We start from the raw sequence: 20,469 nt of genomic DNA, 5'->3' as shown, positions 1-20,469 counted from the left end.
AGAGATCGCACGTGCAGAACGAGCCCACCGTACGGATGACGGCAGTGCGCCGTCTGTACGAGGTGAGCGCCCGGATGGGTGCTGGGCGCAGCCTGGCCGAGACGCTGCAGGCGGTCGTCGACGGCGTCGTCACCGGCCTCGGCTTCGGGATCGCCGTGCTCAACCTGCGGCAGGCCGACGGCAAGTTCGAGGTGATCGCCGTGGCCGGCTCGCCGGAGGCCCGGGAGGCGTTGCTCGGCACGATCAGCGCGGCCGACATCTTCGACGCGGAGTTCGCGATCGCGGACAAGTGGGGCGGGCTGCGGTTCGTACCGCACGAGCGGCTGCCCGAGGGCGGCGAGATCGTCGGCTGGGTGCCCGAGATCCCGGTACCGACCGCAGCCGACGCCTGGCATCCGCTGGACGCGCTGTTCGCGCCGCTGCACTCGTCCGATGGAGAGCTGGTCGGGATGTTGTCGGTCGATCTGCCCGAGGACCAGCGGCGACCGGGGCAGATCCATCGCGAACTGCTGGAGATCTTCGCGACCCAGGCCGGGATCGCGATCGACAAGGCCCGGCTGACCGATCAGTTGCTCGCCGAGAAGGCGCGGCTGGAGGCGAGCGAGACGACTTTCCGGCTGGTCTTCGAGGGCGCCGGCAACGGGATGGCGACGATCGCCTTCGACGGTCCGGAGGCGGGGCGGATCCTTCGCGTCAACGACGCTTTCTGTCACATCACCGGGTACACGCCGGCTCAGTTGATCGGCACGACCTTCGTCGACTACCTGCGCGACGAGGAGACCGGCCAGACTGAGCGGGAGATCCAGCAGCTTGCCACCGGGCGCGGCCCGTACCGGTTCGAGCGCACGTTCCGGCGTACCGACGGAAACGACATCTGGCTGGGCGGCACCGCCGCGATCGTTGACCAAGGCAAGGATCAGCCGCGGATCATCCTGATCCAGATCGACGACGTGACCGCCCGCAAGGACGAAGAACGCGAACTCCGCCACCACGCGGCCCACGATCCGCTCACCGGCCTGCCGAATCGCCGCCTGCTCCAGCACCGCTTCAATGCTGCGCTGCAACGGTCGCGACAGAGCGGGCGACGCGGGGTCCTGCTGTTCTGCGACCTGAACCACTTCAAACAGGTCAACGACAAGTACGGCCACGAGGCCGGCGACAAAGCCCTCCGCGAAATCGCCGACCGGCTTTTGACCGAGGTCCGCCATGGCGACACCGTGGCCCGCCTCGGCGGCGACGAATTCGCCATCCTCGCCGAAGACATCGACGGCGACGACCTGGACGTCCTGATGCGCCGCATCGACGAATCCATCAGCCAACCACTCGACGGCATCGACGTCCCGGTCACAGCCAGCATCGGCACCGCCATCGTCAGCCCGTACGCCGCCGACCTCGACGAACTCCTCCGAACCGCCGACAACGCCATGTACGAAGCCAAACGCACCTACCGGGCTACTCAGACCTGACCGGCTCCCCCGCGGGCTGAAGCATCGACTGGTCGCCGATGGCTGCGATCGCACAGCTGGCGACGAGTGGGGAGGGTTGGGGAGGGTCGTACCCCCGATCTGGGCGAAACACCTCCTCGGCCCCTGGGAAGATCCTCCCCAAGTCCAGGGTTGCAGACCGTTGGGGCACGCCAACTCATCAGGCCAGCGCCTACCGTCGCGGGTTCGATGGTTTGCGGGGTTGGGTGGTGGCGATCCGGTGGGCCGACTGTTGTTGGTAGCGGGCGGACGGCCCGGAGCATGTGACGCAGGAGGGCGCGTTCGGGCTGTTGGTGAGAGCGCCTGGGGATTACTGGGCGGGGCGTTGTCTGCGGCGGCGTTGTTGGCGGCGGTCTGCTTTGGCTGTTCGGTGTCGTTCGGATTCCCACTGTTGAAGGATTGCGATGGCGGCCTCGTTGTGGCGGTCGACCAGTGGCATCACCCGGTGGATGTTGGTGAAGGCGAAGATCGGGGTCCAGTGGGACTTGCCGTCGGGGGACTTCCAGCGGACGGCGGGGAAGTCGGTGATCGAGGTCACCTGGTCCCGCGCGATCCGGCGGTTGCGGAACAACCCGTGGACCTCGACGCCCGCGTCGTCGCAGACCACGCCGAGGCGCCATCCGAAGAGTCCGAGGTAGCAGGCGGCCGCCAGCGCCACCACCCCGACACCGATCACCACGCCCAGCGGTACGTCGTTGCCGTACAAGACGATGACCAGCACGGCCGCCAGGACCGGCCAGACAAGCGCACTGGAGATGCGGGTGATCAGCAGGGGTTTCAGTTCCACCTGGTCATTCTCGCTCAGCCCACCCAGACGTCGGCTATTCGAGCGAGCCCAGCTTGGTGAGGGCTTCGTCGGTCAGGCGGTAGACGGTCCACTCGTCCTGGGGGTTGGCGCCGACGGACTTGTAGAAGTCGATGGCTGGGGTGTTCCAGTTGAGGACTGACCATTCGAGGCGTTCGTAGTTGTTGAGGACGCATTCTTGGGCCAGGGCGGTCAGGAGGGCTTTGCCCAGGCCGGAGCCTCGGTGGAGGGGGCTGACGAAGAGGTCTTCCAGGTAGATGCCGTGGACTCCTCGCCAGGTGGAGAAGCTGAGGAACCAGATGGCGCAGCCGACTACCTCGCCATCGGCGAGGGCTACGTGGCAGAAGGCCGCGGGGGTCGGGCCGAAGAGGGCCGTTGAGAGCTGCTCAGCGGTCAGGTGGCACTCGTCAGGAGCCTTTTCGTACTCCGCGAGCGCATAGACCAGCTCGACGATCGCCGGTACGTCGGAGGGCTGGGCGCGGCGGATTCGGTCGTCAGTCTGCATGCGAACATCCTGCCGCGTTATCCGTTGACCAAGAGCAAGCAACCGGCGGCAACCGTTTACCTACCGGTCGCCCGAGGGTCATCTGAGCCCGGAAGGCTGAGGCCACCACCGACCGCTCACCGGAGGAAACCCATGGCTGTTTCACGTCGTCGCTTCATCGGACTCGGAGGGGCGAGTGCTGCCGGCGCGGTGCTGCTCGGTACCGGCACCTGGGACGCCTCGACCACGTACGCCGCCCCGGCCGGCGCAGGCAACCCGTTCACCCTTGGCGTGGCGTCCGGCGACCCGCAGTACAGCAGTGTCGTGCTCTGGACCCGCCTAGCCATCGACCCGTTCGCCGTCGACGGCAAGGGCGGCATGCCGGCCAAGCCGGTCCGCGTGGAGTACGAGATCGCCCGCGACGAGCGCTTCCGGCACCTGGTACGCCGGTCCAGCGTGGTCGCGACCCCAGAGCTCGGCCACTCGGTCCACCCCGAGGTCAACGGGCTGCTGCCGGATCACGAGTACTACTACCGCTTCCGCACCGGCGGCGAGATCTCGACGGTCGGCCGCACCCGGACCACCCCGCATCCGCTCAGCTCGCCGCGTGAGGTGCGATTCGCGTTCGCCTCGTGCAACGCCTGGCAAGACGGGTACTTCACCGCGTACCAGCACATGGCGGACGAGGATCTCGACCTGGTGGTGCACCTGGGCGACTACCTCTACGAGTCCGGCGTGAAGACCAACAAGCGTGGCGTGGTGACGGATCCCCGCTTCCACACCGAGACGTTCGACCTGGCCCGGTACCGGCTGCAGTACTCGCTCTACAAGACCGAGGCGCCGCTGCAGGCCGCGCACGCGGCGCACCCGTGGATCCACACGTTCGACGACCACGAGGTGGAGAACAACTGGGCCGGCGACCTCTCCCAGGCCGACACCGAGCCGGATCAGGACCCGGTGATCTTCCGCCAGCGCCGGGCGCAGGCATTCCAGGCGATGTACGAGAACCTGCCGCTAAGGCACGCACAGATGCCCAAGGGCCCGGACATCCGGTACCACCGCCGCCTCCCGTACGGACGCCTCGCCGACTTCACCATCCTCGACACCCGCCAGTACCGGACCGACCAGCCGTGTGGCGACGGCGACTCGGCGACGTGCGATGACCGGTTCGACCCGGACAATACGATGCTCGGCGGCAAGCAGCGCAAGTGGCTGCTGGACGGGTTCCGTCAGTCCAACGCCCGCTGGCAGGTGATCGGCAACCAGACCCCGATGGGCCAGACCGACATGGACCCCGGCCCGGACACCCACGTCTGGCTCGACCCGTGGGACGGTTATGTTGCCGAGCGCAACAAGGTGCTCGCGGCGGCGCAGGACGGCGGCGTACGGAACCTGGTCGTGATCACCGGCGACCGTCATCAGAACTACGCCCTGGAACTCAAGCGCGACTTCGCCGATCCCGACTCGCGCACGGTCGGCACCGAGTTCGTCGGTACGTCGATCACCAGCGGCGGCGACGGCGCCGACACCACTCCGCAGGGCGACCAGTTCCTCGCCGCCAACCCGCACCTCAAGTTCTTCAACTCGCAGCGAGGCTACGTCCGCGTCACCGCCGACCAGCACCGCTGGCGCTCCGACTTCCGCGTCCTCCCCTACGTCAGCACCCCGGACGCCCCGATCAGCACCCGGGCCAGCTACGTCGTCGAGGACCACAACCCGCACGTCCACGCCTCCTGAGCCGATTCAGTACTCCCACTGCTGACTCTCAGTGGTTATTGCTGTTTGAAAGATGAGCCGTCCTGCGGGAGGTTGGGGTGTATGACCTCAACCACCCGCAGGATCGGCGACACCCAGGTCAGCGCGATCGGCCTCGGCGGTATGCCGATGTCGATCGAAGGACGGCCTGACGAGAGCCGGTCGATCGCGACCATCCACGCCGCGCTCGACGCGGGCATCACCTTGATCGACACCGCCGACGCCTATCACCTCGACTCCTCCGACATCGGCCACAACGAGACGCTGATCGCGAAGGCGCTCAACTCCTACGGCGGCGACACGTCCGACGTACTGGTCGCGACCAAGGGCGGACACCTTCGCCCGGGTGGCGGCGCGTGGACGCTGGACGGTTCGCCCGCGCACCTGAAGCAGGCGGCCGAGGACTCGCTCAAGCGGCTCGGGGTCGACGCGATCGGGCTGTACCAGTTCCACCGGCCGGACCCGAAGACGCCGTACGAGGACTCCGTCGGCGCGATCCGCGACCTGCTCGACGCGGGCAAGATCCGGATGGCCGGTATCTCCAACGCCGACCCGGACCAGATCCGGCAGGCGAACGAGATCCTCGGCGGCCGGCTCGTCTCGGTCCAGAACCAGTTCTCGCCGGCCTTCCGGTCCAGCGAACCCGAGCTCGAGCTGTGCGACGAACTCGGGATCGCCTTCCTGCCCTGGTCCCCGCTCGGCGGCATCTCCAACGCCTCGGACCTCGGCGACAAGCACCCGGCGTTCCACCAGCTGGCCGGCGAGCTGGGCGTCAGCCCGCAGAAGCTCACCCTGGCCTGGATGCTCGCCAAGTCCCCGGTCGTCATCCCGATCCCCGGCTCCAGTCGCCCGGAGACCATCCGCGACTCCTACTCGGCCATCGAGCTGACCCTCACCCCCGACCAGGTCGCCACCCTCGACGCGTCCTGAACACCTAGGCGGAATACCGGCTCGGCCAAAGGACGTTGAGGCGGGCATGGAGGACATGCGCGCGTTGAGTTATGGCCTTGGCCAGCAGTACTTCGACGAGCGGGACTATCGCGGGGCGATCCGTGCACTGCTCCCAATCGTCGAGGAGACCCCGGATGACGTGGGCACTCGTCTGTTGCTGGCGCGTGCCTACTTCCACAGTGCATCCCTGAAGCCGGCCGAGGAACACCTGCTGGTGATCCTCGACCGCGACCCGACCGAGGCGTACGCACACCTGTTGATGGCCCGTACGCTCGAACGCCTCAGCCGCGGCGACGAAGCCATCAAGCACCGCCGAATCGCCGCTGCCCTCACCGGCGACGATTCACTCCTGGCCTCGCAGAGCCACAGCAGCACGAAGAGCTAACTCCTGGCCCGCTGGGCGGCGTACAGGTCGGCGACCGAGGGACGCGACGCCAGTTGATACGTGCCGTTCTCGAGGTCGCCCTGGAAGTCTCGAGGCAGCCCGCTCCCCGCGGATCCCAAGCCCTGCAGGCCGACGGTGATGCTGCGAGGAGCGACGTCTGCCAGGTCGATCGCGTAAGGAACACCGCTGGAGACGCGGACGTTCCAGTGCGCGATCCGGGCTCCGAAGAGTGGACCGGAGGCGGCCGAGCCACCGACCCGGCCGTTGTTGGTGAGGGTGATGTCCGTTCGGGCGTTCTCGAACGGCATCGCCCGGTGGGTGTCGAACGTGCCCTCGGCCATCGTGCCGCGACGCCAGACGTTCCCGGCCGACAACCCTTCCAGGTTGAGTCCGTGATGCAGCGACCCACTCGGCAGCGGGACGGTGAACTGCTCGATCTCAAAGCCGTCGACCAGGTTGTCATGCGACTGCATCCGGCAGGCAAAGCTGTGATGAGCCGACCGCCCACCCACCACGACATCGGTCAACGTGACCGCCTTCGTAGTGGTGAACCCGAACCCCAGATCACAGTTCTCGACCCGTACGTCATCAGCCCAGCAGTCATGAACCGCCTGGAAACAAAGGCCGTTCGACCCTGGATGCCGGTTGTGGATCGTCATCGGCCGCAGCTCGTTGCGGATCGTCAGCGACTCCACCCCGACGTCATGCAGCGTCGGCCCGATCTCCCGGAACCGCGACGGCCAGCTCGGCCGCAGGTCATACCGCAACGGCTGGGCCAACCTCACCAGGCGGTCCCCCAGCACGGCTTCGATCCGGACCGGCCACTGCAGCGTCGCGTACTGGATGTACTGCCCACCAGACCCAGTCGTCAGCTGCGGCGCCTTCACCGGCCAGTCATACGCACTGACTCCAGCGACATCCCCAGCCACATGCCGCAGCACGCCCGCGTCGGCAGGATTGTCCGTCTCCAGTACGACGAGATCGCCCGCCGCGAGCCGACTCGTGTCCGCCACGAGCAGCGTCCGCTGCCCTCGCGACGCCGACCCGACCGCGGTGAGCGTGTCGCCGAGCAACCACCCCTCCGACGCCGCGAAGTCCTCAGCCTCGGACCTGGCCTTCCGTTCGGGTGCGATCACCCAGATCTGCCCGCCCGTCCAGGACCAGCGACTCTGCAAGCTCGGCTGGAGGTTGGGCCGGTACGACTCGTCGAGCGGCCGGGTGAAGTGCAGGATCGTGTCGTCGGGGCCGGAGCCCTTGAGGACCACGTTCGACCACTGGATCCAGAGAGGCGAGTCGAGACGGTACGTGCCTCGCGGTACGACGACAGTGCCGCCGCCGTGCTCACCGGCGTACCGGACTGCTGCCGTGAAGGCGGCTGCCGAGTCGACGGCGAGGTCAGCCCGGGCGCCGAAATCGGTGACGCGGGCGACGACTCGCGGCCGGCGCGGGCGCTCGCCGCCGCCGTAGCCGGCGTGCGAGATATCCGGGATGAGCGGATGCGTGCCGGGCGCCTCCGCCCACTGATCGAGCAGCTCGGCCGAGACATCCTCCCGGCCTCGGGTCGCAGTTCCGCCTGACGGGACCACGGCGGCTGAGGCGGGAAGCGCCGCCGCGGCCGGAAGCGCGACGGCTCCACCTAGCAGCAGCCGGCGGGAGAGCTGGGGACGGTCCTGTCGCATGGTGGCGCTCCTCGGGCGGTGAGGTTTCGCATGGCGGGACCTAGTTTCACTGGACGGGACCGATCTGACAAGACCTCGGAAAGCCTTCTCCGACGAACTACCCCTTGAGCCCCGAGTGCGCGATCCCCTCCACGAACTGCCGCTGCGCCAGCACGAACACGAGCAGCACCGGTACGACGGTCAGCGACGCGCCGGCCAGCTGGACGTTCCACATGTTGCCGCCGTACGCGTCGGTGAACCGGGTGAGCGCCTGCGGCAGGGTGAAGAGCTCCGGCGTGGTGATGTACACGGTCGGCTCGAGGTACAGGTTCCACGACGACATGAAGGTGAGGATCGCGACCGCCGACGCGGCCGGCTTCGACAGCGGTACGCCGATCCGCCACCAGGTCGCCACCCGCCCGAGCCCGTCCAGCCGGGCCGCCTCCTCCAGCTCCAGCGGCAGCGCGATGAAGAACTGCCGCATGATGAACGTCGCCAGCACGCACGGTCCGGCGAACGACGTGACCAGGATCAACGGCCAATGCGTGTTGATCATCCCGGCCCGCTTGAACATCTGGAACAACGGCACGATCGTCGTCTCGCTCGGCACCAGCAGCCCGGTCAGCACGACGACGAACAGCACGTTGCGCCCCGGGAACCTGATCCGCGCGAAGGCATACCCGGCCAGGCTCGACACCAGCAGCACGATCACCGTGACGACGACCGCGATGTAGACGCTGTTGAAGTACTGCCGCCCGAACGGCTGGAAATCAAAGGCTTCCGAGTACGCCCCGACGACCGGATTCTTCGCGAACAACGTCGGCGGCGTCGCGAAGATCTCCCGCAGCGGCTTGAACGAGGACGTCACCATCCACACCGTCGGCACCACGAACGGCAGACACAACACGACCAGTGCGATGTACCAAACAGCCCGCCGGACCAGCCGATCACTCTTCATGGAAGACCCACTTCCGACGCAACTGCCACTGCAGAATCGTCAACACCAGCACGAAGGACAGCAGCATCAGCGCCAGGGTCGACCCATACCCGATGTTGTTGAACTCGAAGGCCTGCTGGAACACGTAGTAGACAAGGACCGTCGTCGAGACACCCGGCCCGCCCTGAGTCAGTACTGCGATCTGCGCGAATGCCTGCAGCGCTCCGACCACCGTGATGATCCCGGTCAGCAACAAGGTCGGCGAGATCATCGGCAGCGTGATCCCGAAGAAGACCTTGCGGCTGCCGGCCCCGTCCACCCGGGCCGCCTCGTAGAGCTCGCGCGGAACCCCTTGCAGGGCAGCCAGGAAGAGCACGACGTTGACCCCGACACTGCGCACGACCTGGGCGAAGATGACGCTGACCATCGCCGTCGGCCCCTGCTGAAGCCAGTTCGGTCCGTCGATCCCGACCACGGACAACACTCCATTGATCCCCCCGTTGTCCTGCAGCAAGAACCCCCAGACCAGCGTCCACGCGACCACCGACACCACCACCGGTGAGAAGAAGATCGCCCGGAAGGCGGTGACGCCCGGGAACCGCCGGTTGAGCAGAACCGCCAGGAGCAGCCCGACCGTGAGATTCAGGACCACGACGCCACCGGAGAAGAACAGCGTGGCCAGCAACACCTTGGGCAACTGCGGGTCGTTCACCAGATCCGCGTAGTTCGACCCGCCGTTGAAGGTCATCTCGCCGGTGAAGACGTTCCAGGTGTTGAAGCTGTAGAACACCGCGAGCCCGACCGGCAGCAGGACGAACAGCAGGACCCCGAGCACCTGCGGCGCGACGAACAGATACCCCGCCAAGCTGTCGCGTCTGCGGCCGGTCCAATACCCAGTCATTTCAGCAGCGGCTGCAATGCGTCGCAGGTCTTGCCCAGCACGGACTTGATGTCCGCATCCTGGGCCCAGATCGCATCCAGCGCAGCCTTCCCCTTCTGCGAGATCTCGGCCGGCTTGGTGTGGTTGGGCAGCGTCACGGCGCCGTTCAGCTGGTCGATCACGACGGCCTGGAGTTGCGCGGCCGACAGTTTCTTGTTCACCGCGGCCAGCTTGGCGCCGGTCAGCAGCGACTTGCGCGGCGGCGGGAAGTACTGGGCGAGCTTGGCCGCGTTGGCCGGATTCGTCAGGTAGGCAAGGAATTCCGTTGCCTGCGGCACATGCTTGCTGGACTTCAGTACGCCGACGCCCGCCTGCCCGATCACCGAGTACTTCCCGGACGGCCCGGTCGGCAACGGGTGGATCGAGTACTTGAACGCACCGTCGAGCAACGTCGCCCGTGACACCTGAGCAATCGTGAACGCGGAGTCGCCCGCGAAGAAGTCGGCCTTCACCCCAGGCCCGGGCATCGACTTGTCGACGTAGATCGCGTTGTGCAGGAACTGGAACGCCGACACCATCTGGTCGCTGTTCATCCCGCACTGCGTGCCGTCCGCGTTCCACGCGGAGGCACCCCAACCCGGCCACACGGTCCCGAGCATGTTCCAGCCCGAGTAGTCGAAGTCGCGGATGACGAAACCCGCCTTGCCGGTCTTGGCATGGACCGCTCCACCGATCTTGCTGACCTGCTCCCAGCTGAGCTCGCCCTTCCCGGCAGTCTGGCCGGCCTTGGCCAGCAGGTCGTTGTTGACGTAGAGGGCGAACGGCGAGTTGGAGAACGGGTACGCGTAGAGCTCACCGTCCCGGCTGAACTCGGCGGTCACGCTGTCCACCAGATCGCCGTAGTCCCAGCCCGCTGTGCCCTTGAGCTTGCCGGTCAACGGCACCAGCGCCTTCGCGGCGATCAGGTCGTGCGAGATGTCACCCATCCAGGCCAGGTCGGGGGTGTTGCCACCGGCGATCTGCGTGGTCAGCGTGCTGTTGTAGTCGGCGAACGGCAAGCTGTCGAAGGTGATCCGGCGTACGCCGGGATGCTCGGCCCGGTATGCGTCCGCGATCGAGTTGAACAACGCCAGCTGGTCCTTGTTGGACGTCCAGACCGTCATCCGCAGGTCGACGCCGTCGGGCGATTCGGCCGCCGGCGACGATCCGCCACCGCAGGCCACCAGCGCGAGCACCATGCTGCCGATGGCAGCCGTCCCGAACACTCTCCTCGTGATTCTCATCAGCGGTTCCTCACAAGCTAGTACCCGAGCACCTCGGGCCAATGGAGTTCGACACCGGCCTCGACGAGGCGGGTCTGGAAGCGCCGGACGGCATCGGGGTCCGCGACGACGTCCTGCGGCCGGACCGATTCCTCGAGACAGAACGCGGCGAGCTCCCCCGTCGCCTCGCCGATGTTCCACTCGACCGGATGGAGCCGGTAGGCCCCGTTGGAGATATGGGTGGTACCGATGTTCTTTGCTGCCGGCAACAAGTTCTCGGTCCGGATCGGGACCAGCGCCCCGAGCGGGATCTCGAACGGCACCGACTCGACGTCGATGTAGTTGTCGCCGCCGGTCGACGGATGCAGGTCGATCCGGTACATCCCGACGCCGACCGAGTCCTCGAACCGGACCGGCCGCGCGTCCCCTCGCAACGCCACCGACAGGTCCTGCTCGACGATGGTCCGGCAGGCCACGATGCGCCGGGACTCCCGGATGTAGGGCGCTTGCGCGAAGCCGTCCGGCGTACCGGTGATGTCGCCGCGCAGGCGCAAGCCGGGCCAGCCATGGCCGCCGTCGGGGCGAGGTGCCTCGGTCTGCAGCCAGTAGAAGTAGGACAACGACAGCTCCTTGGCCGCCGCCAGATGCGATTCGGCCTCCGGGGTGTCGATGATGGATCCGCCCAGGTAGTCGAGCATCGGCCAGTTGGCCAGCACGATGTCGCTCTCGTACGTCCCGGGCAGGAAGTTCTTCCGGGCGGTGATCCGCCGGAACTGCCACAGGTCCATGTCACCGGGATCGACCCGGGGATCGGCCTGGTGGTCTTCGGCGGGGTTCACCCGCAGCGTGCGCTCCTCGGGTGCCAGCGTCCGCGGGTTCGGCGCGACGAACGAGAGCAGCGGGGCACCCCAGAAGTCCGGCTCGTACAGCCGCCACTTCCCGTACCCGACCGGCATCTCGATGGTGTGGTCACCCTCGACGTGATCGAACGCGAAGCACCACGAGATCGCCTGGACGTTCTGCGGGTCCGCCTCCTCCGGCGCACTCGGCTCACCCGTCTCGGCCCGCGACTCCGCGCCAACCCGGTACTCCGTGCCGGCCAGCGGCAACAGATCGCCCGTCTCGGTCGCGTCGAGCACGAACGCCGCCTCGACGACAATCTCCCGGCCATCGCCTCGCAGCGTCACACTGCGGACGACGTCACCCTCAGCCTGTACGGCGATCGGCTCGTACGGCTGCAGGACCACCAGTCGCCCGCTCGATCGGTACGGAGCAAGCAGTTGCTCGATCACCGCCACGGCCACCCGCGGCTCATGACACAACCGGCTCACCCGACCGAGGCCCGGATTGAGGTGCGGATCCTTCCGGGCGCTGTCGGTCAACGGGTAGTGATCCCGGTAGTACTGCCTGATCCCTTCGCGCAGTTCCCGGTACGACGCGGTGACGCCGAACTGCTCGACCCACACGTGCTCATCGGGCGGGACAGCCTGCGAGGTCAGCTGGCCACCGAGCCACGGGTTGGGGTCGGTCAGGAGCACCCGCAACCCGCGGCGCAGCGCGGCCAGAGCGCCGGCCACCCCGCCGACACCACCGCCGATCACGGCGACATCCGCGCGCATCAACCTCGTGCCTCGGTCGACGCCGGCTTTCACCGTGACTCTTTCAACTGAGCCAGCGTCGCTCCGGCCACGATCGAGCCCTCGATCATCGTTCGGAGCTCGAGCTTTGCCCGGGCCTTGTCGTTGCGCACGATCAACTGCTGCAGCAAGGCGAGCGCCTCGGCGGCGAGCTGTTCACGCGGCAACTGGAAGCCGGTCATGCCCCGGCCGCCAAGCGAATGTCCTTCGACATCACCGAGGACCGCCAGCGACAGGTCCTCCGGGATCGCCTTGCCGTGCTCGGCCAGCTCGACCGCGAGCGCCTCGGCCATGAAGACGTCTTCGGTGATGACGACGGTGTCGGTACCGTTCGCGATCACCGCGGCCACCTCGGAAAGGTCGGAGTCGGCGGTGCTCAGCAACGTCGTCTCGACCAGCATGGTCTCGGCGGCGAGCGCCAGCCCGGCAACACGGTCGGCGGCGGCCGGCGTACTGCGGCCGTAGTGCGCGTAGGTGATCCGGCGGTGGCCGAGGGCAACGGCTTGCTCGACGATGTCGCCGGTCAAGGTGACGTAGTCGATTCCGACGTACGGGACGCCCGGCTCGTCGCGGCGACCGACGGCGACGAAAGGGAAGCCCTCTTCGACGAGTCTGGTCAGCTCTGCGCTGTCCATCTGCTGCCCGAGCAGGATGCAGCCGTCGGTGAGCCGCAGCCGGGTCTGCTTGTGGAACAGCTTGCGGGTGCCGTCCTCGACGGGCGACGAGGTGAAGAACAGCAGGTCGCAGCCGAGGCGCTCGGCCTCTTGCTCGATGCCGTGCAGCAGTGGTCCGTAGAAGTCGAGACTCTCGCGGGACAAGGCGGCCTCGTAGGTGAAAACCCCGAGGATCTTGTTGTCCAGGCCGGCCAGTCGGCGGGCCGCGGGATCTGGCACGTAGGTGGTCTGCTCGATCGCGCGGCGAACCCGCTCGCGAGTAGCCTCGGGAATCCGGACGTTCGAGTACTCCCGGTCGTTGAGGACCATCGACACGGTGGCCTGGCTGACGCCCGCGATGCGGGCGATCTCCCGCTGCGTGACCTTGGGTGGCTTCTCCATGCACGCACCTGTTTCCGTTTGATGATGCGAATTATCACGACGCTAACATGTGGTTCCGGCGAACCGCAACGATCTCTTGACAGCTACCGCCTGGCCGATGAAAGTTGGTGACCGATGTTGATAATCCGAATTATCATCACCGCTGTCAACCCGTGAGGACGGTCATCGTGAGGGAAGCACCGAGATCCGAGCCGCAGTTCTCCCCGTCCCGCCGCCAGGTCCTGGCCGCGGGGTTCGCCGCCGGCGTCCTGACCTGGCTGAGGCCCAGCGAGGTGCATGCCAGCACCAGCCCCACCGGCGAGGTGACGATCACCGCCGCCGGCATCACCGTCACCGGATCGCCGGGCGGCCAGATCGCGGTCCGCGACGCCAGCGGCAAGATTCGCCTGCAGGGCTCGAAGTTCCAGCTCAAGGACGCGGTCGCAGGCACCCTGATCTCCACCGGCGGTACGCCGACCGAGGTCCCGCTGCCCGACGGCACCACGGGCATCAAGATGGTCTACACCATGCCGGCCGCGGCCGGTCCGATCACCGTCACCGGCCTGGTAACGGTGTCGACCAACGCCGTCCATTACGAGTGGACCGTCACGGGGTCGACGACCTTGACGCTGGACGGGTTCATGTTCAGCCGCGCGATTATCGGTGGCGTCGGTTCGGACGTCTGGCTCCCGATCAACCAGTGGAACCGGGCGCCCGACGGCGGCATTCCGTTCGAGACCGCGGCGGGGGTCGCCTACGCGTCGACGTGGACGGGGTTGCATGGATTGCTCATCCTCGAGAAGTCGAAGAAGGCGTGGACCAACACGACCTGGGTGCACGCGCCCGGGACGGCGACCGGCCCCGACAGCGCGGTCACGGGGGCCGACTTCATCTTCAGCGAGCAGCGGCCGAACGCCGCGGCGGCGGCCGGCCAGGGTCGTGACCTCGCGATCGAGCTGTGGACCGAGCAGCCGTTCAACCTGTGGAGCGGGCCGGGCGTGCAGATGCCGGTCAAGGTGCAGGTGGCCAACGCTTTGCCGCAGAGTCGGTCGGCCGTGCTCACTTGGTGGGCCCGCGACTTCAACGGGACGATCCTCGGGTCCAGCACGGCGACGGTGACGGTGCCCGCGCTTGGGACGGTCGACTACACGTTCAGTTTGAGCTCACCGGCGTACGGGTCGATCGTGACTGAGGTGAGCGTGCAGGCGGGTTCCGATTCGGCCTTTGCGCGGACCAATCTGACCGTGCTGCCCGACTACGACTATCAGGCGGGCGACTCGTGCATCTTCGGGATCGCCAACTATCCGTGGCTTCAGGTGCCGTCGGCGGACGCGCTGCTGGATCTGTGGCAGAAGGTCGGGATCAGGTGGGTGCGGATCGCGTACGACGGCGGGCCGGGCGTGCCGCCTGCGGTCTACGACCAGCGCGGTATGCCACACAACATCGAACTGCAGCCGCCGCTGCCGTTGGCGACGACGACGGACGCCGCGGCGCTTGCGTGGGCCACGACGAGCGTCGATACCGCCATCGCCGCCGGTGCTCGGTACTTCGAGGTCGGCAACGAACTCAATCGGCCATGGAACACGCCTGGTGGGACCGCAGCGGCGTACGTCGCGAAGGCGCTGCGGCCGGTCTACGAGCAGGTGCAGGCGCGAGGGGCGACGCTGAAGCTGCTGAACAACGGGATCGCGGGGATGGACAAGCCCTGGCTCGAGGAGTTCCACGCGGCCGGTGGGTGGGACCTGATCGACGGGTTCGCGTTCCATCCCGGGCGGGGCAACTTCGCGCCGGACTACATCCCGGCCGGGCCTGGTGAGGACTGGGATGCGGGGGCCACTGGCAGGTACTGGAACTTCCTCGGTGGGCTGCGGCAGCTCAAGGCGCTGATGGCGCAGTACGGGCCGAAGGAGATCTGGATGACCGAGGCCTATGCGTGCACGCAGCCCAATGCGTGGTGGCACGACTCGTACCGGCATGCGGCGGAGAACGTGCTGCTGACGTTGGCACTGGCATTGGCTGAGGGGGTTCGGTGCGTGAACTGGTACCAGTTCCACGACAGCGTGATCGGGAACGAGCAGCTGGCCAACGAGGCGAACGCCGAGTACCACTTCGGGCTGATGAACCGGGATGCGAGCGCCAAGCCGTCGCTGCTAGCTTATGCGACCGCTACTCGCACGCTGGACGGGGCGACCTTCGTACGGTGGTTGCAGTTGCCCGGGGCTTCGAAGGGGCTGCTCTTTGATACGCCGCGTGGGCAGGCTGCGGTGCTGTGGAACAGGACCGATGGGTACATCCTCAACACCGCCGGACCGCGGGACGACTGGCGGTTCCCGGAGCCTGAGGTGTGGGTCGATACCTGGGCGACCAAGACCAATCTGACTGTTTGTGCCCGGACGGCCACGGTCAAGCAGGTGGACTGCATCGGGCAGGAGTCGACGCTGACCCGGTCGGCCGGGAAGGTGACGGTGCGGCTGGACGGCGCCGCGCGGATCTTCTACGGATTGGACTTCGATCACCCGCTGCCGGGTGGTCATCGATGATGGAATGACTCGCCGCCGGTTGGCGTTCTTGGTGGCAAGGTAGTTAAATTGTGAACTACCCTGAGACCGAGGAGTTCAGATGCAGTTCGGTGTGTTCACCGTCGGAGACGTGACGAAGGACCCGGTCAGCGGCAAGACACTGACCGAGGGCGAGCGGATCCAGCAGATGGTGACGGTCGCACTCAAGGCCGAGGAAGTCGGTCTGGACGTGTTCGCGACCGGCGAGCACCACAACCCGCCGTTCGTGCCGTCGTCACCGACCACGCTGCTCGGTTTCATCGCCGCCAAGACGTCGAAGATCCTGTTGTCGACCTCGACGACGCTGATCACCACCAATGACCCGGTGAAGATCGCCGAGGACTACGCGATGCTGCAGCACCTGGCCGAGGGCCGGGTCGACCTGATGATGGGCCGCGGCAACACCGGCCCGGTCTACCCGTGGTTCGGCCAGGACATCCGCAACGGCATCCACCTCGCGATCGAGAACTACGCCCTGCTGCGCCGGTTGTGGCGCGAGGACGTGGTCAGCTGGGAAGGCAAGTTCCGTACCCCGCTGGAGGGCTTCACATCGACGCCGCGGCCGCTGGACGGCGTACCGCCGTTCGTCTGGCACGGTTCGATCCGCAGCCCGGAGATCGCCGAGCAGGCCGCGTACTACGGCGACGGGTTCTTCCACAACAACATCTTCTGGCCGGCCGACCACACTGCGCGGCTGATCCAGCACTACCGCTCGCGGTTCGAGCACTACGGCCATGGGGCTGCTGACCAGGCCATCGTCGGGCTGGGCGGGCAGGTGTTCATGCGCAAGAACTCGCAGGATGCGCGTTCGGAGTACCGGCCTTACTTCGACCACTCGCCGATCTACGGTGGCGGGCCGTCGATGGAGGAGACGATGGAGCAGACTCCTCTTGCTGTTGGGAGTCCGCAGGAGATCATCGACCGGACGATGACGTTCCGGGAGAAGTTCGGCGACTACCAGCGGCAGCTGTTCATCGCGGACCATGCTGGCCTGCCGTTGAAGACGGTGCTGGAGCAGATGGACATCCTTGGTTCTGAGGTTGTACCTGTGCTGCGCAAGGAGTTTGACGCGCTGCGGCGGGCGCACGTGCCGGAGGCGCCGACGCACGAGTCGCTGAAGGCTGCTGCTGAGCGGGCCGCTTCGCTTGAGTCGGTAAGCCCGGAGGCTGTCGGGCTGGAGGGAACGCGATGACTTCGATCGCTGTGGTGACGGCTGGGTTGACGACACCTTCGTCGACCCGGCTGCTCGCCGACCGGTTGTCGGCGGCGGTGCGGGATCAGCTGGACGGGCGCGGTACGGAGTACAAGCTCGAGGTGATCGAACTGCGCGATCTGGCGCACGACCTCACCAACAACCTCCTGACCGGCTTCCCGTCCGCCTCGCTCGGCAAGGTGCTGGAGACGGTGACTGCCGCGGACGGCCTGATCGCGGTCACCCCGACCTTCAGCGCCTCCTACAACGGCCTCTTCAAAATGTTCTTCGATGTGTTGGACGACCAGGCCCTGGCCGGCAAGCCCGTCCTGATCGCCGCAACGGGCGGCACCGAACGCCACTCCCTGGTCCTTGACTACGCTCTACGCCCTCTCTTCTCCTACTTGAAGGCGATCGTCGTCCCCACCGGCGTCTACGCCGCTTCGTCCGACTGGGGCGTCGGCGCCACCAAACTCCACGCCCGGATCGAACGAGCCGCCACCGAACTGGTCGATGCCATGAGCAACGAACGGGTGGCCGCCGTAGACCCCTACGCCAACCCCACCTCCTTCGAAGACCTCCTCAACAGCTAACGCACCGAGCGGCGAACCCCACTGGTGAGCTCGGACAGCAAGTGGTGGGCTCGGACACGATATGCGATGTCCTAGCCCACCACTTCTTGTTCAAGGTCGCCGCAACTGCACGTGGTCAGTGGTGCCCAGCTCCGTCATCGGACGACTTGCCGGAACCTGACTTCCCTGAGCCCGACCCGGACGAACCTGACCCAGAAGAGCCCGACCCGGACTCACCGGAGCCGTGGCGGCCACCCCTGTCATCGCCCGGCTCCACCTGCCCGCGCAGGCCACCCTTGTCGTCGCCCGGCTCGGCGTGGCGGCGCAGGCCACCCTTGTCGTCGCCCGGCTCCGCGTGGTGGCGCAGGCCGCCCTTGTCGTCGCCGGGTTCAGCGGTGGTTGGGGTGCGGAGACCGCCCTTGTCGTCCCCGGGCTCGGCCGTCTTGTGGGTTGTCGCTGTGCGCAGGCCGCCTTTGTCGTCGCCCGGTTCGGCGGTCGCACGAGAACTCGGGGCGCGGAGACCACCCTTGTCATCGCCGGGCTGGGTCGTCCGCGTGCTGGGAGTGCGGTGGTCGCCACCCTTGTCGTCGGTTGTCACGGCCGACCAGGCGAGCGTCCCGCCGGCCACGACGCCCGTCACGGCAACCACGGCGATCGCGCCGCTGCCGGCCCAGGCGAAGTACCGGCGCGACTTCCGCCGCACCACACTCGGCTGCTGACCCATGGCTTCGTTCTGCTCATCAGTTGTCATACACCGATGCTCATCCGCGACCACGGGCAACAGCCATCGGACCTTGGTCGTAGTACCTACGGCTCACCCGGTCCAAGGAATCTTCAGCGAGCCTCAGCGCCGAGAGCGATGCCGAAGCCGGCGCCCTTTGTTTGGGTACGGATCAGCCGGTCAGATCACCGTGGTGCCGCCGTCGACGACCAGTTCCATTCCGTTGACGTAGCTCGAGTCGTCCGAGGCGAGGAACAACGCGGCCGACGCGATCTCGTCAGGCCGGCCCATCTCTCGCCGCGGGATCACGGATTCGAACTGCGCCTTCGTCTGCGCGTCCATCACTTCCTCCATCAACGGCGTGGCGACCTGGCCGGGGGTCAGCACGTTCACCCGGATCTTCCGGTCCCTCAACTCGGCGACCCACACTCGCGCGTACGCGGGCAGTACCGCCTTGCTCGCCGCGTACACACTCCAGTCGGGGTAGCCGCGGAGCGACGCGTTCGACCCGGTCATGAGGATCGAGCCGCCGTCGTTGAACAGCGGCAACGCCTTCTGGACCGTGAACAGCGTGCCGCGCGCGTTCAGCGAGAAGGCGGCGTCGAACTGCTCCTCGGTGATCTCGCCGAGCCTGCCCTGCTCACCCGTCCCGGCACTCGCCCACAACACGTCGATCGAACCCTTTTCCTGCTTGACCGTCTCGAACAACCGGTCCAGATCATCGAGGTCGGCTGAATCACCTTGTACGCCGGTCACGTTCCGGCCGATCAGCTGAACGGCCTCGTCCAGCGCATCCTTCCGCCGGCCCGAGATGAAGACGTGAGCCCCTTCGTCGACGAACAACTTCGCACCAGCCAGAGCCATCCCACTGGTCCCGCCGGTGATCACCGCAACCTTGCCATCGAGCTTTCCCACGAGAACTCCATCCACCTGCGAGTTATGTATACCGATCTGAGTACTTAACGTAGCTGGCGGCTGCCCGAGTTGCAAGCTATGCACACCGATCGGTACCCAAGTGGGCTACGCTTGGCGCGTGACAGAGGTGGAGAAGGGCCCGCGAGGACTGCGCCGCGGCCGGGGCGCGAGAGAGCGCATCATCAGCGCGTCGCAACAGCTGTTCCGCGATCAAGGCATCAACAGCACCGGCATGGACCAGCTCTGCGCGGCGGCCGCGGTGTCCAAGCGCACGCTGTACCAGCACTTCTCCGGCAAGGACGACCTGATCGCCGAAGGCCTCCGCCGATTCGACCCGGACATCCTGCCCGAGGTCTTCGACAACCCCGACCTCACACCCCGCGAACGCCTTTCAACGGCGTTCGAGATCCATGCCCCCCTGTGCCCGTTCATCGCGGCGGCCGTCGAAATCCCCGACCCGAACCACCCCGCACGCATCTACGCCCGCGACTACAAACTCGCCTTCGCCGCCCGCCTCACCCAAACCGCCCGCGAAGCCGGCGCCCCCGACCCCGAACTCCTAGGCGAACAACTAGCCCTACTCCTGGACGGCGCCTCAGCCCGCACCCGGGTCCTCAACACCGACGCCTTCTCCACAGCCATCACCATCGCTACCGCCCTCATCAACGCAGCCATCCCCGCGGCGGCAACCGCCGCCCATCACGGAGATTGAGCACCACGCCAAAGTGGTTGCGTTGCCTCAGGCAACTAAAAACAGTCCACCCAGACGCCCGTGGGATCTGCAGAACATCCGGGATACTGACCCGGTGACCGGGCTACTGCACGATCCCTCAGGGCTGTCCAAAGCCACCTGGACGGATGCCGACTTCTCCGACATGGGGTGGCATGACTGCCGAGTTCATGCGGTCAGCATCGGCGAGTACGAGGACGACGCTCTTCCACCCGCCAGGCTGCTCCTCGACCTCGACTACATCGTGCGGTGGGTGGAACCCGAACGGAGCGAGCGGCACTTCACCTTCTAGATCACGCCCGCGACGCTTGTCTTCGAAAGAGCCTGGAACATCACCGGCCAGCTCGGACCCCTCCACGAGCTCCTTGAGATCGCCGACATCCACCGCCTGGCTCCGCCCGACAACGCCCCAGAGCCGCTCTGGCACATCGAAGGCCAAAACTTCGACCTCCACCTCCGAGCCGCCGGCTACACCCAGCACCTCCGAACACCCCCACAACACGTCCCCC

At 66.9% G+C, this 20,469-nt stretch carries 19 protein-coding genes; 9 read left to right on the top strand and 10 right to left on the bottom strand.

What is annotated here, in order from left to right; genetic code table 11:
- Positions 1 to 11: 11 nt before the first annotated feature.
- Entirely contained in the window at positions 12 to 1,466 is a 1,455-nt protein-coding gene (locus ABD116_RS09545) for a diguanylate cyclase domain-containing protein (RefSeq protein WP_343967112.1), read from the top strand.
- 328 nt (positions 1,467 to 1,794) lie between these two features.
- Here the strand turns inward: ABD116_RS09545 and ABD116_RS09540 are convergent, their stop codons facing one another.
- Both ABD116_RS09540 and ABD116_RS09535 read right to left on the bottom strand, forming a co-directional pair.
- Positions 1,795 to 2,271, bottom strand: coding sequence for a hypothetical protein (locus ABD116_RS09540; protein WP_343967110.1), 477 nt, complete (start codon positions 2,269 to 2,271; stop codon positions 1,795 to 1,797).
- Positions 2,272 to 2,305: 34 nt separating this feature from the next.
- Positions 2,306 to 2,794, bottom strand: coding sequence for a GNAT family N-acetyltransferase (locus tag ABD116_RS09535; RefSeq protein WP_343967108.1), 489 nt, complete (start codon positions 2,792 to 2,794; stop codon positions 2,306 to 2,308).
- Between the two features lie 132 nt (positions 2,795 to 2,926).
- Between ABD116_RS09535 and ABD116_RS09530 the strand changes: the two genes are divergently transcribed.
- The 3 genes from ABD116_RS09530 (at position 2,927) to ABD116_RS09520 (ending at position 5,864) form a co-directional block, all read left to right on the top strand.
- Positions 2,927 to 4,510, top strand: a complete 1,584-nt coding sequence (locus ABD116_RS09530) for an alkaline phosphatase D family protein (protein ID WP_343967106.1) — start codon at positions 2,927 to 2,929, stop codon at positions 4,508 to 4,510.
- 81 nt (positions 4,511 to 4,591) lie between these two features.
- Positions 4,592 to 5,458: an aldo/keto reductase gene (locus ABD116_RS09525; protein WP_343967104.1), complete on the top strand. Its 867-nt coding sequence runs from the start codon at positions 4,592 to 4,594 to the stop codon at positions 5,456 to 5,458.
- A 46-nt stretch (positions 5,459 to 5,504) separates the two neighbouring features.
- Positions 5,505 to 5,864: a tetratricopeptide repeat protein gene (locus tag ABD116_RS09520; protein WP_343967102.1), complete on the top strand. Its 360-nt coding sequence runs from the start codon at positions 5,505 to 5,507 to the stop codon at positions 5,862 to 5,864.
- Here ABD116_RS09520 and ABD116_RS09515 read toward each other — a convergent pair.
- The 6 genes from ABD116_RS09515 to ABD116_RS09490 form a co-directional block, all read right to left on the bottom strand.
- Positions 5,861 to 7,543, bottom strand: coding sequence for a glycosyl hydrolase family 28-related protein (locus tag ABD116_RS09515; protein ID WP_343967100.1), 1,683 nt, complete (start codon positions 7,541 to 7,543; stop codon positions 5,861 to 5,863). The two genes, ABD116_RS09520 and ABD116_RS09515, sit on opposite strands and share 4 nt — an antisense overlap.
- Before the next feature lie 97 nt (positions 7,544 to 7,640).
- Positions 7,641 to 8,480: a carbohydrate ABC transporter permease gene (locus tag ABD116_RS09510; RefSeq protein ID WP_343967098.1), complete on the bottom strand. Its 840-nt coding sequence runs from the start codon at positions 8,478 to 8,480 to the stop codon at positions 7,641 to 7,643.
- Positions 8,470 to 9,360 carry a carbohydrate ABC transporter permease gene (locus ABD116_RS09505; RefSeq protein WP_343967096.1) on the bottom strand — a complete coding sequence of 297 codons (891 nt, stop codon included), beginning with the start codon at positions 9,358 to 9,360 and terminating at the stop codon, positions 8,470 to 8,472. The genes ABD116_RS09510 and ABD116_RS09505 overlap by 11 nt, the downstream gene beginning before the upstream one ends.
- Positions 9,357 to 10,622: an ABC transporter substrate-binding protein gene (locus ABD116_RS09500; protein WP_343967094.1), complete on the bottom strand. Its 1,266-nt coding sequence runs from the start codon at positions 10,620 to 10,622 to the stop codon at positions 9,357 to 9,359. The genes ABD116_RS09505 and ABD116_RS09500 overlap by 4 nt, the downstream gene beginning before the upstream one ends.
- Before the next feature lie 17 nt (positions 10,623 to 10,639).
- Complete coding sequence (locus ABD116_RS09495; RefSeq protein ID WP_343967092.1) at positions 10,640 to 12,253, bottom strand: FAD-dependent oxidoreductase; 1,614 nt, start codon at positions 12,251 to 12,253, stop codon at positions 10,640 to 10,642.
- On the bottom strand, positions 12,250 to 13,293 hold the full coding sequence (locus ABD116_RS09490) for a LacI family DNA-binding transcriptional regulator (protein WP_343967090.1): 1,044 nt from the start codon (positions 13,291 to 13,293) through the stop codon (positions 12,250 to 12,252). Before ABD116_RS09490 ends, ABD116_RS09495 begins: the two co-directional genes overlap by 4 nt.
- Before the next feature lie 167 nt (positions 13,294 to 13,460).
- On the opposite strand from ABD116_RS09490, the gene ABD116_RS09485 reads away from it, so the two are divergent.
- From ABD116_RS09485 to ABD116_RS09475, 3 genes are all read left to right on the top strand, one after another.
- A complete protein-coding gene (locus ABD116_RS09485; protein ID WP_343967089.1) occupies positions 13,461 to 15,812 on the top strand; it encodes a hypothetical protein in 2,352 nt (783 codons plus the stop codon).
- A 79-nt stretch (positions 15,813 to 15,891) separates the two neighbouring features.
- Entirely contained in the window at positions 15,892 to 17,022 is a 1,131-nt protein-coding gene (locus tag ABD116_RS09480; protein WP_343967088.1) for an LLM class flavin-dependent oxidoreductase, read from the top strand.
- Positions 17,019 to 17,615, top strand: coding sequence for an FMN reductase (locus ABD116_RS09475; protein ID WP_343967087.1), 597 nt, complete (start codon positions 17,019 to 17,021; stop codon positions 17,613 to 17,615). The genes ABD116_RS09480 and ABD116_RS09475 overlap by 4 nt, the downstream gene beginning before the upstream one ends.
- A 115-nt stretch (positions 17,616 to 17,730) precedes the next feature.
- Here ABD116_RS09475 and ABD116_RS09470 read toward each other — a convergent pair whose 3' ends face one another.
- Positions 17,731 to 18,345, bottom strand: a complete 615-nt coding sequence (locus ABD116_RS09470) for a hypothetical protein (RefSeq protein ID WP_343967086.1) — start codon at positions 18,343 to 18,345, stop codon at positions 17,731 to 17,733.
- A gap of 150 nt (positions 18,346 to 18,495) precedes the next feature.
- Positions 18,496 to 19,230, bottom strand: a complete 735-nt coding sequence (locus ABD116_RS09465; RefSeq protein ID WP_343967085.1) for an SDR family NAD(P)-dependent oxidoreductase — start codon at positions 19,228 to 19,230, stop codon at positions 18,496 to 18,498.
- Between the two features lie 118 nt (positions 19,231 to 19,348).
- Between ABD116_RS09465 and ABD116_RS09460 the strand changes: the two genes are divergently transcribed.
- Together ABD116_RS09460 and ABD116_RS09455 are read left to right on the top strand one after the other, a co-directional pair.
- On the top strand, positions 19,349 to 19,942 hold the full coding sequence (locus tag ABD116_RS09460) for a TetR/AcrR family transcriptional regulator (protein WP_343967084.1): 594 nt from the start codon (positions 19,349 to 19,351) through the stop codon (positions 19,940 to 19,942).
- A 94-nt stretch (positions 19,943 to 20,036) separates the two neighbouring features.
- Positions 20,037 to 20,252 carry a hypothetical protein gene (locus ABD116_RS09455; protein ID WP_343967083.1) on the top strand — a complete coding sequence of 72 codons (216 nt, stop codon included), beginning with the start codon at positions 20,037 to 20,039 and terminating at the stop codon, positions 20,250 to 20,252.
- Positions 20,253 to 20,469: the final 217 nt, after the last annotated feature.

It is taken from the genome of Kribbella koreensis, from assembly GCF_039525325.1.
GTDB classification, from domain to species: Bacteria; Actinomycetota; Actinomycetes; order Propionibacteriales; family Kribbellaceae; genus Kribbella; species Kribbella koreensis.
Note: the sequence above shows the minus strand (reverse complement) of the source record. Positions and strands in the feature narration are given on the sequence as shown.

Excerpts from the sequence above, each read along its gene's own strand:
- ABD116_RS09535 (WP_343967108.1), bottom strand. The coding sequence starts at position 2,794 with ATGCAGACTGACGACCGAATCCGCCGCGCCCAGCCCTCCGACGTACCG.
- ABD116_RS09530 (WP_343967106.1), top strand. The coding sequence starts at position 2,927 with ATGGCTGTTTCACGTCGTCGCTTCATCGGACTCGGAGGGGCGAGTGCT.
- ABD116_RS09525 (WP_343967104.1), top strand. The coding sequence starts at position 4,592 with ATGACCTCAACCACCCGCAGGATCGGCGACACCCAGGTCAGCGCGATC.
- ABD116_RS09520 (WP_343967102.1), top strand. The coding sequence starts at position 5,505 with ATGGAGGACATGCGCGCGTTGAGTTATGGCCTTGGCCAGCAGTACTTC.
- ABD116_RS09515 (WP_343967100.1), bottom strand. The coding sequence starts at position 7,543 with ATGCGACAGGACCGTCCCCAGCTCTCCCGCCGGCTGCTGCTAGGTGGA.
- ABD116_RS09510 (WP_343967098.1), bottom strand. The coding sequence starts at position 8,480 with ATGAAGAGTGATCGGCTGGTCCGGCGGGCTGTTTGGTACATCGCACTG.
- ABD116_RS09505 (WP_343967096.1), bottom strand. The coding sequence starts at position 9,360 with ATGACTGGGTATTGGACCGGCCGCAGACGCGACAGCTTGGCGGGGTAT.
- ABD116_RS09500 (WP_343967094.1), bottom strand. The coding sequence starts at position 10,622 with ATGAGAATCACGAGGAGAGTGTTCGGGACGGCTGCCATCGGCAGCATG.
- ABD116_RS09490 (WP_343967090.1), bottom strand. The coding sequence starts at position 13,293 with ATGGAGAAGCCACCCAAGGTCACGCAGCGGGAGATCGCCCGCATCGCG.
- ABD116_RS09480 (WP_343967088.1), top strand. The coding sequence starts at position 15,892 with ATGCAGTTCGGTGTGTTCACCGTCGGAGACGTGACGAAGGACCCGGTC.
- ABD116_RS09475 (WP_343967087.1), top strand. The coding sequence starts at position 17,019 with ATGACTTCGATCGCTGTGGTGACGGCTGGGTTGACGACACCTTCGTCG.
- ABD116_RS09470 (WP_343967086.1), bottom strand. The coding sequence starts at position 18,345 with ATGACAACTGATGAGCAGAACGAAGCCATGGGTCAGCAGCCGAGTGTG.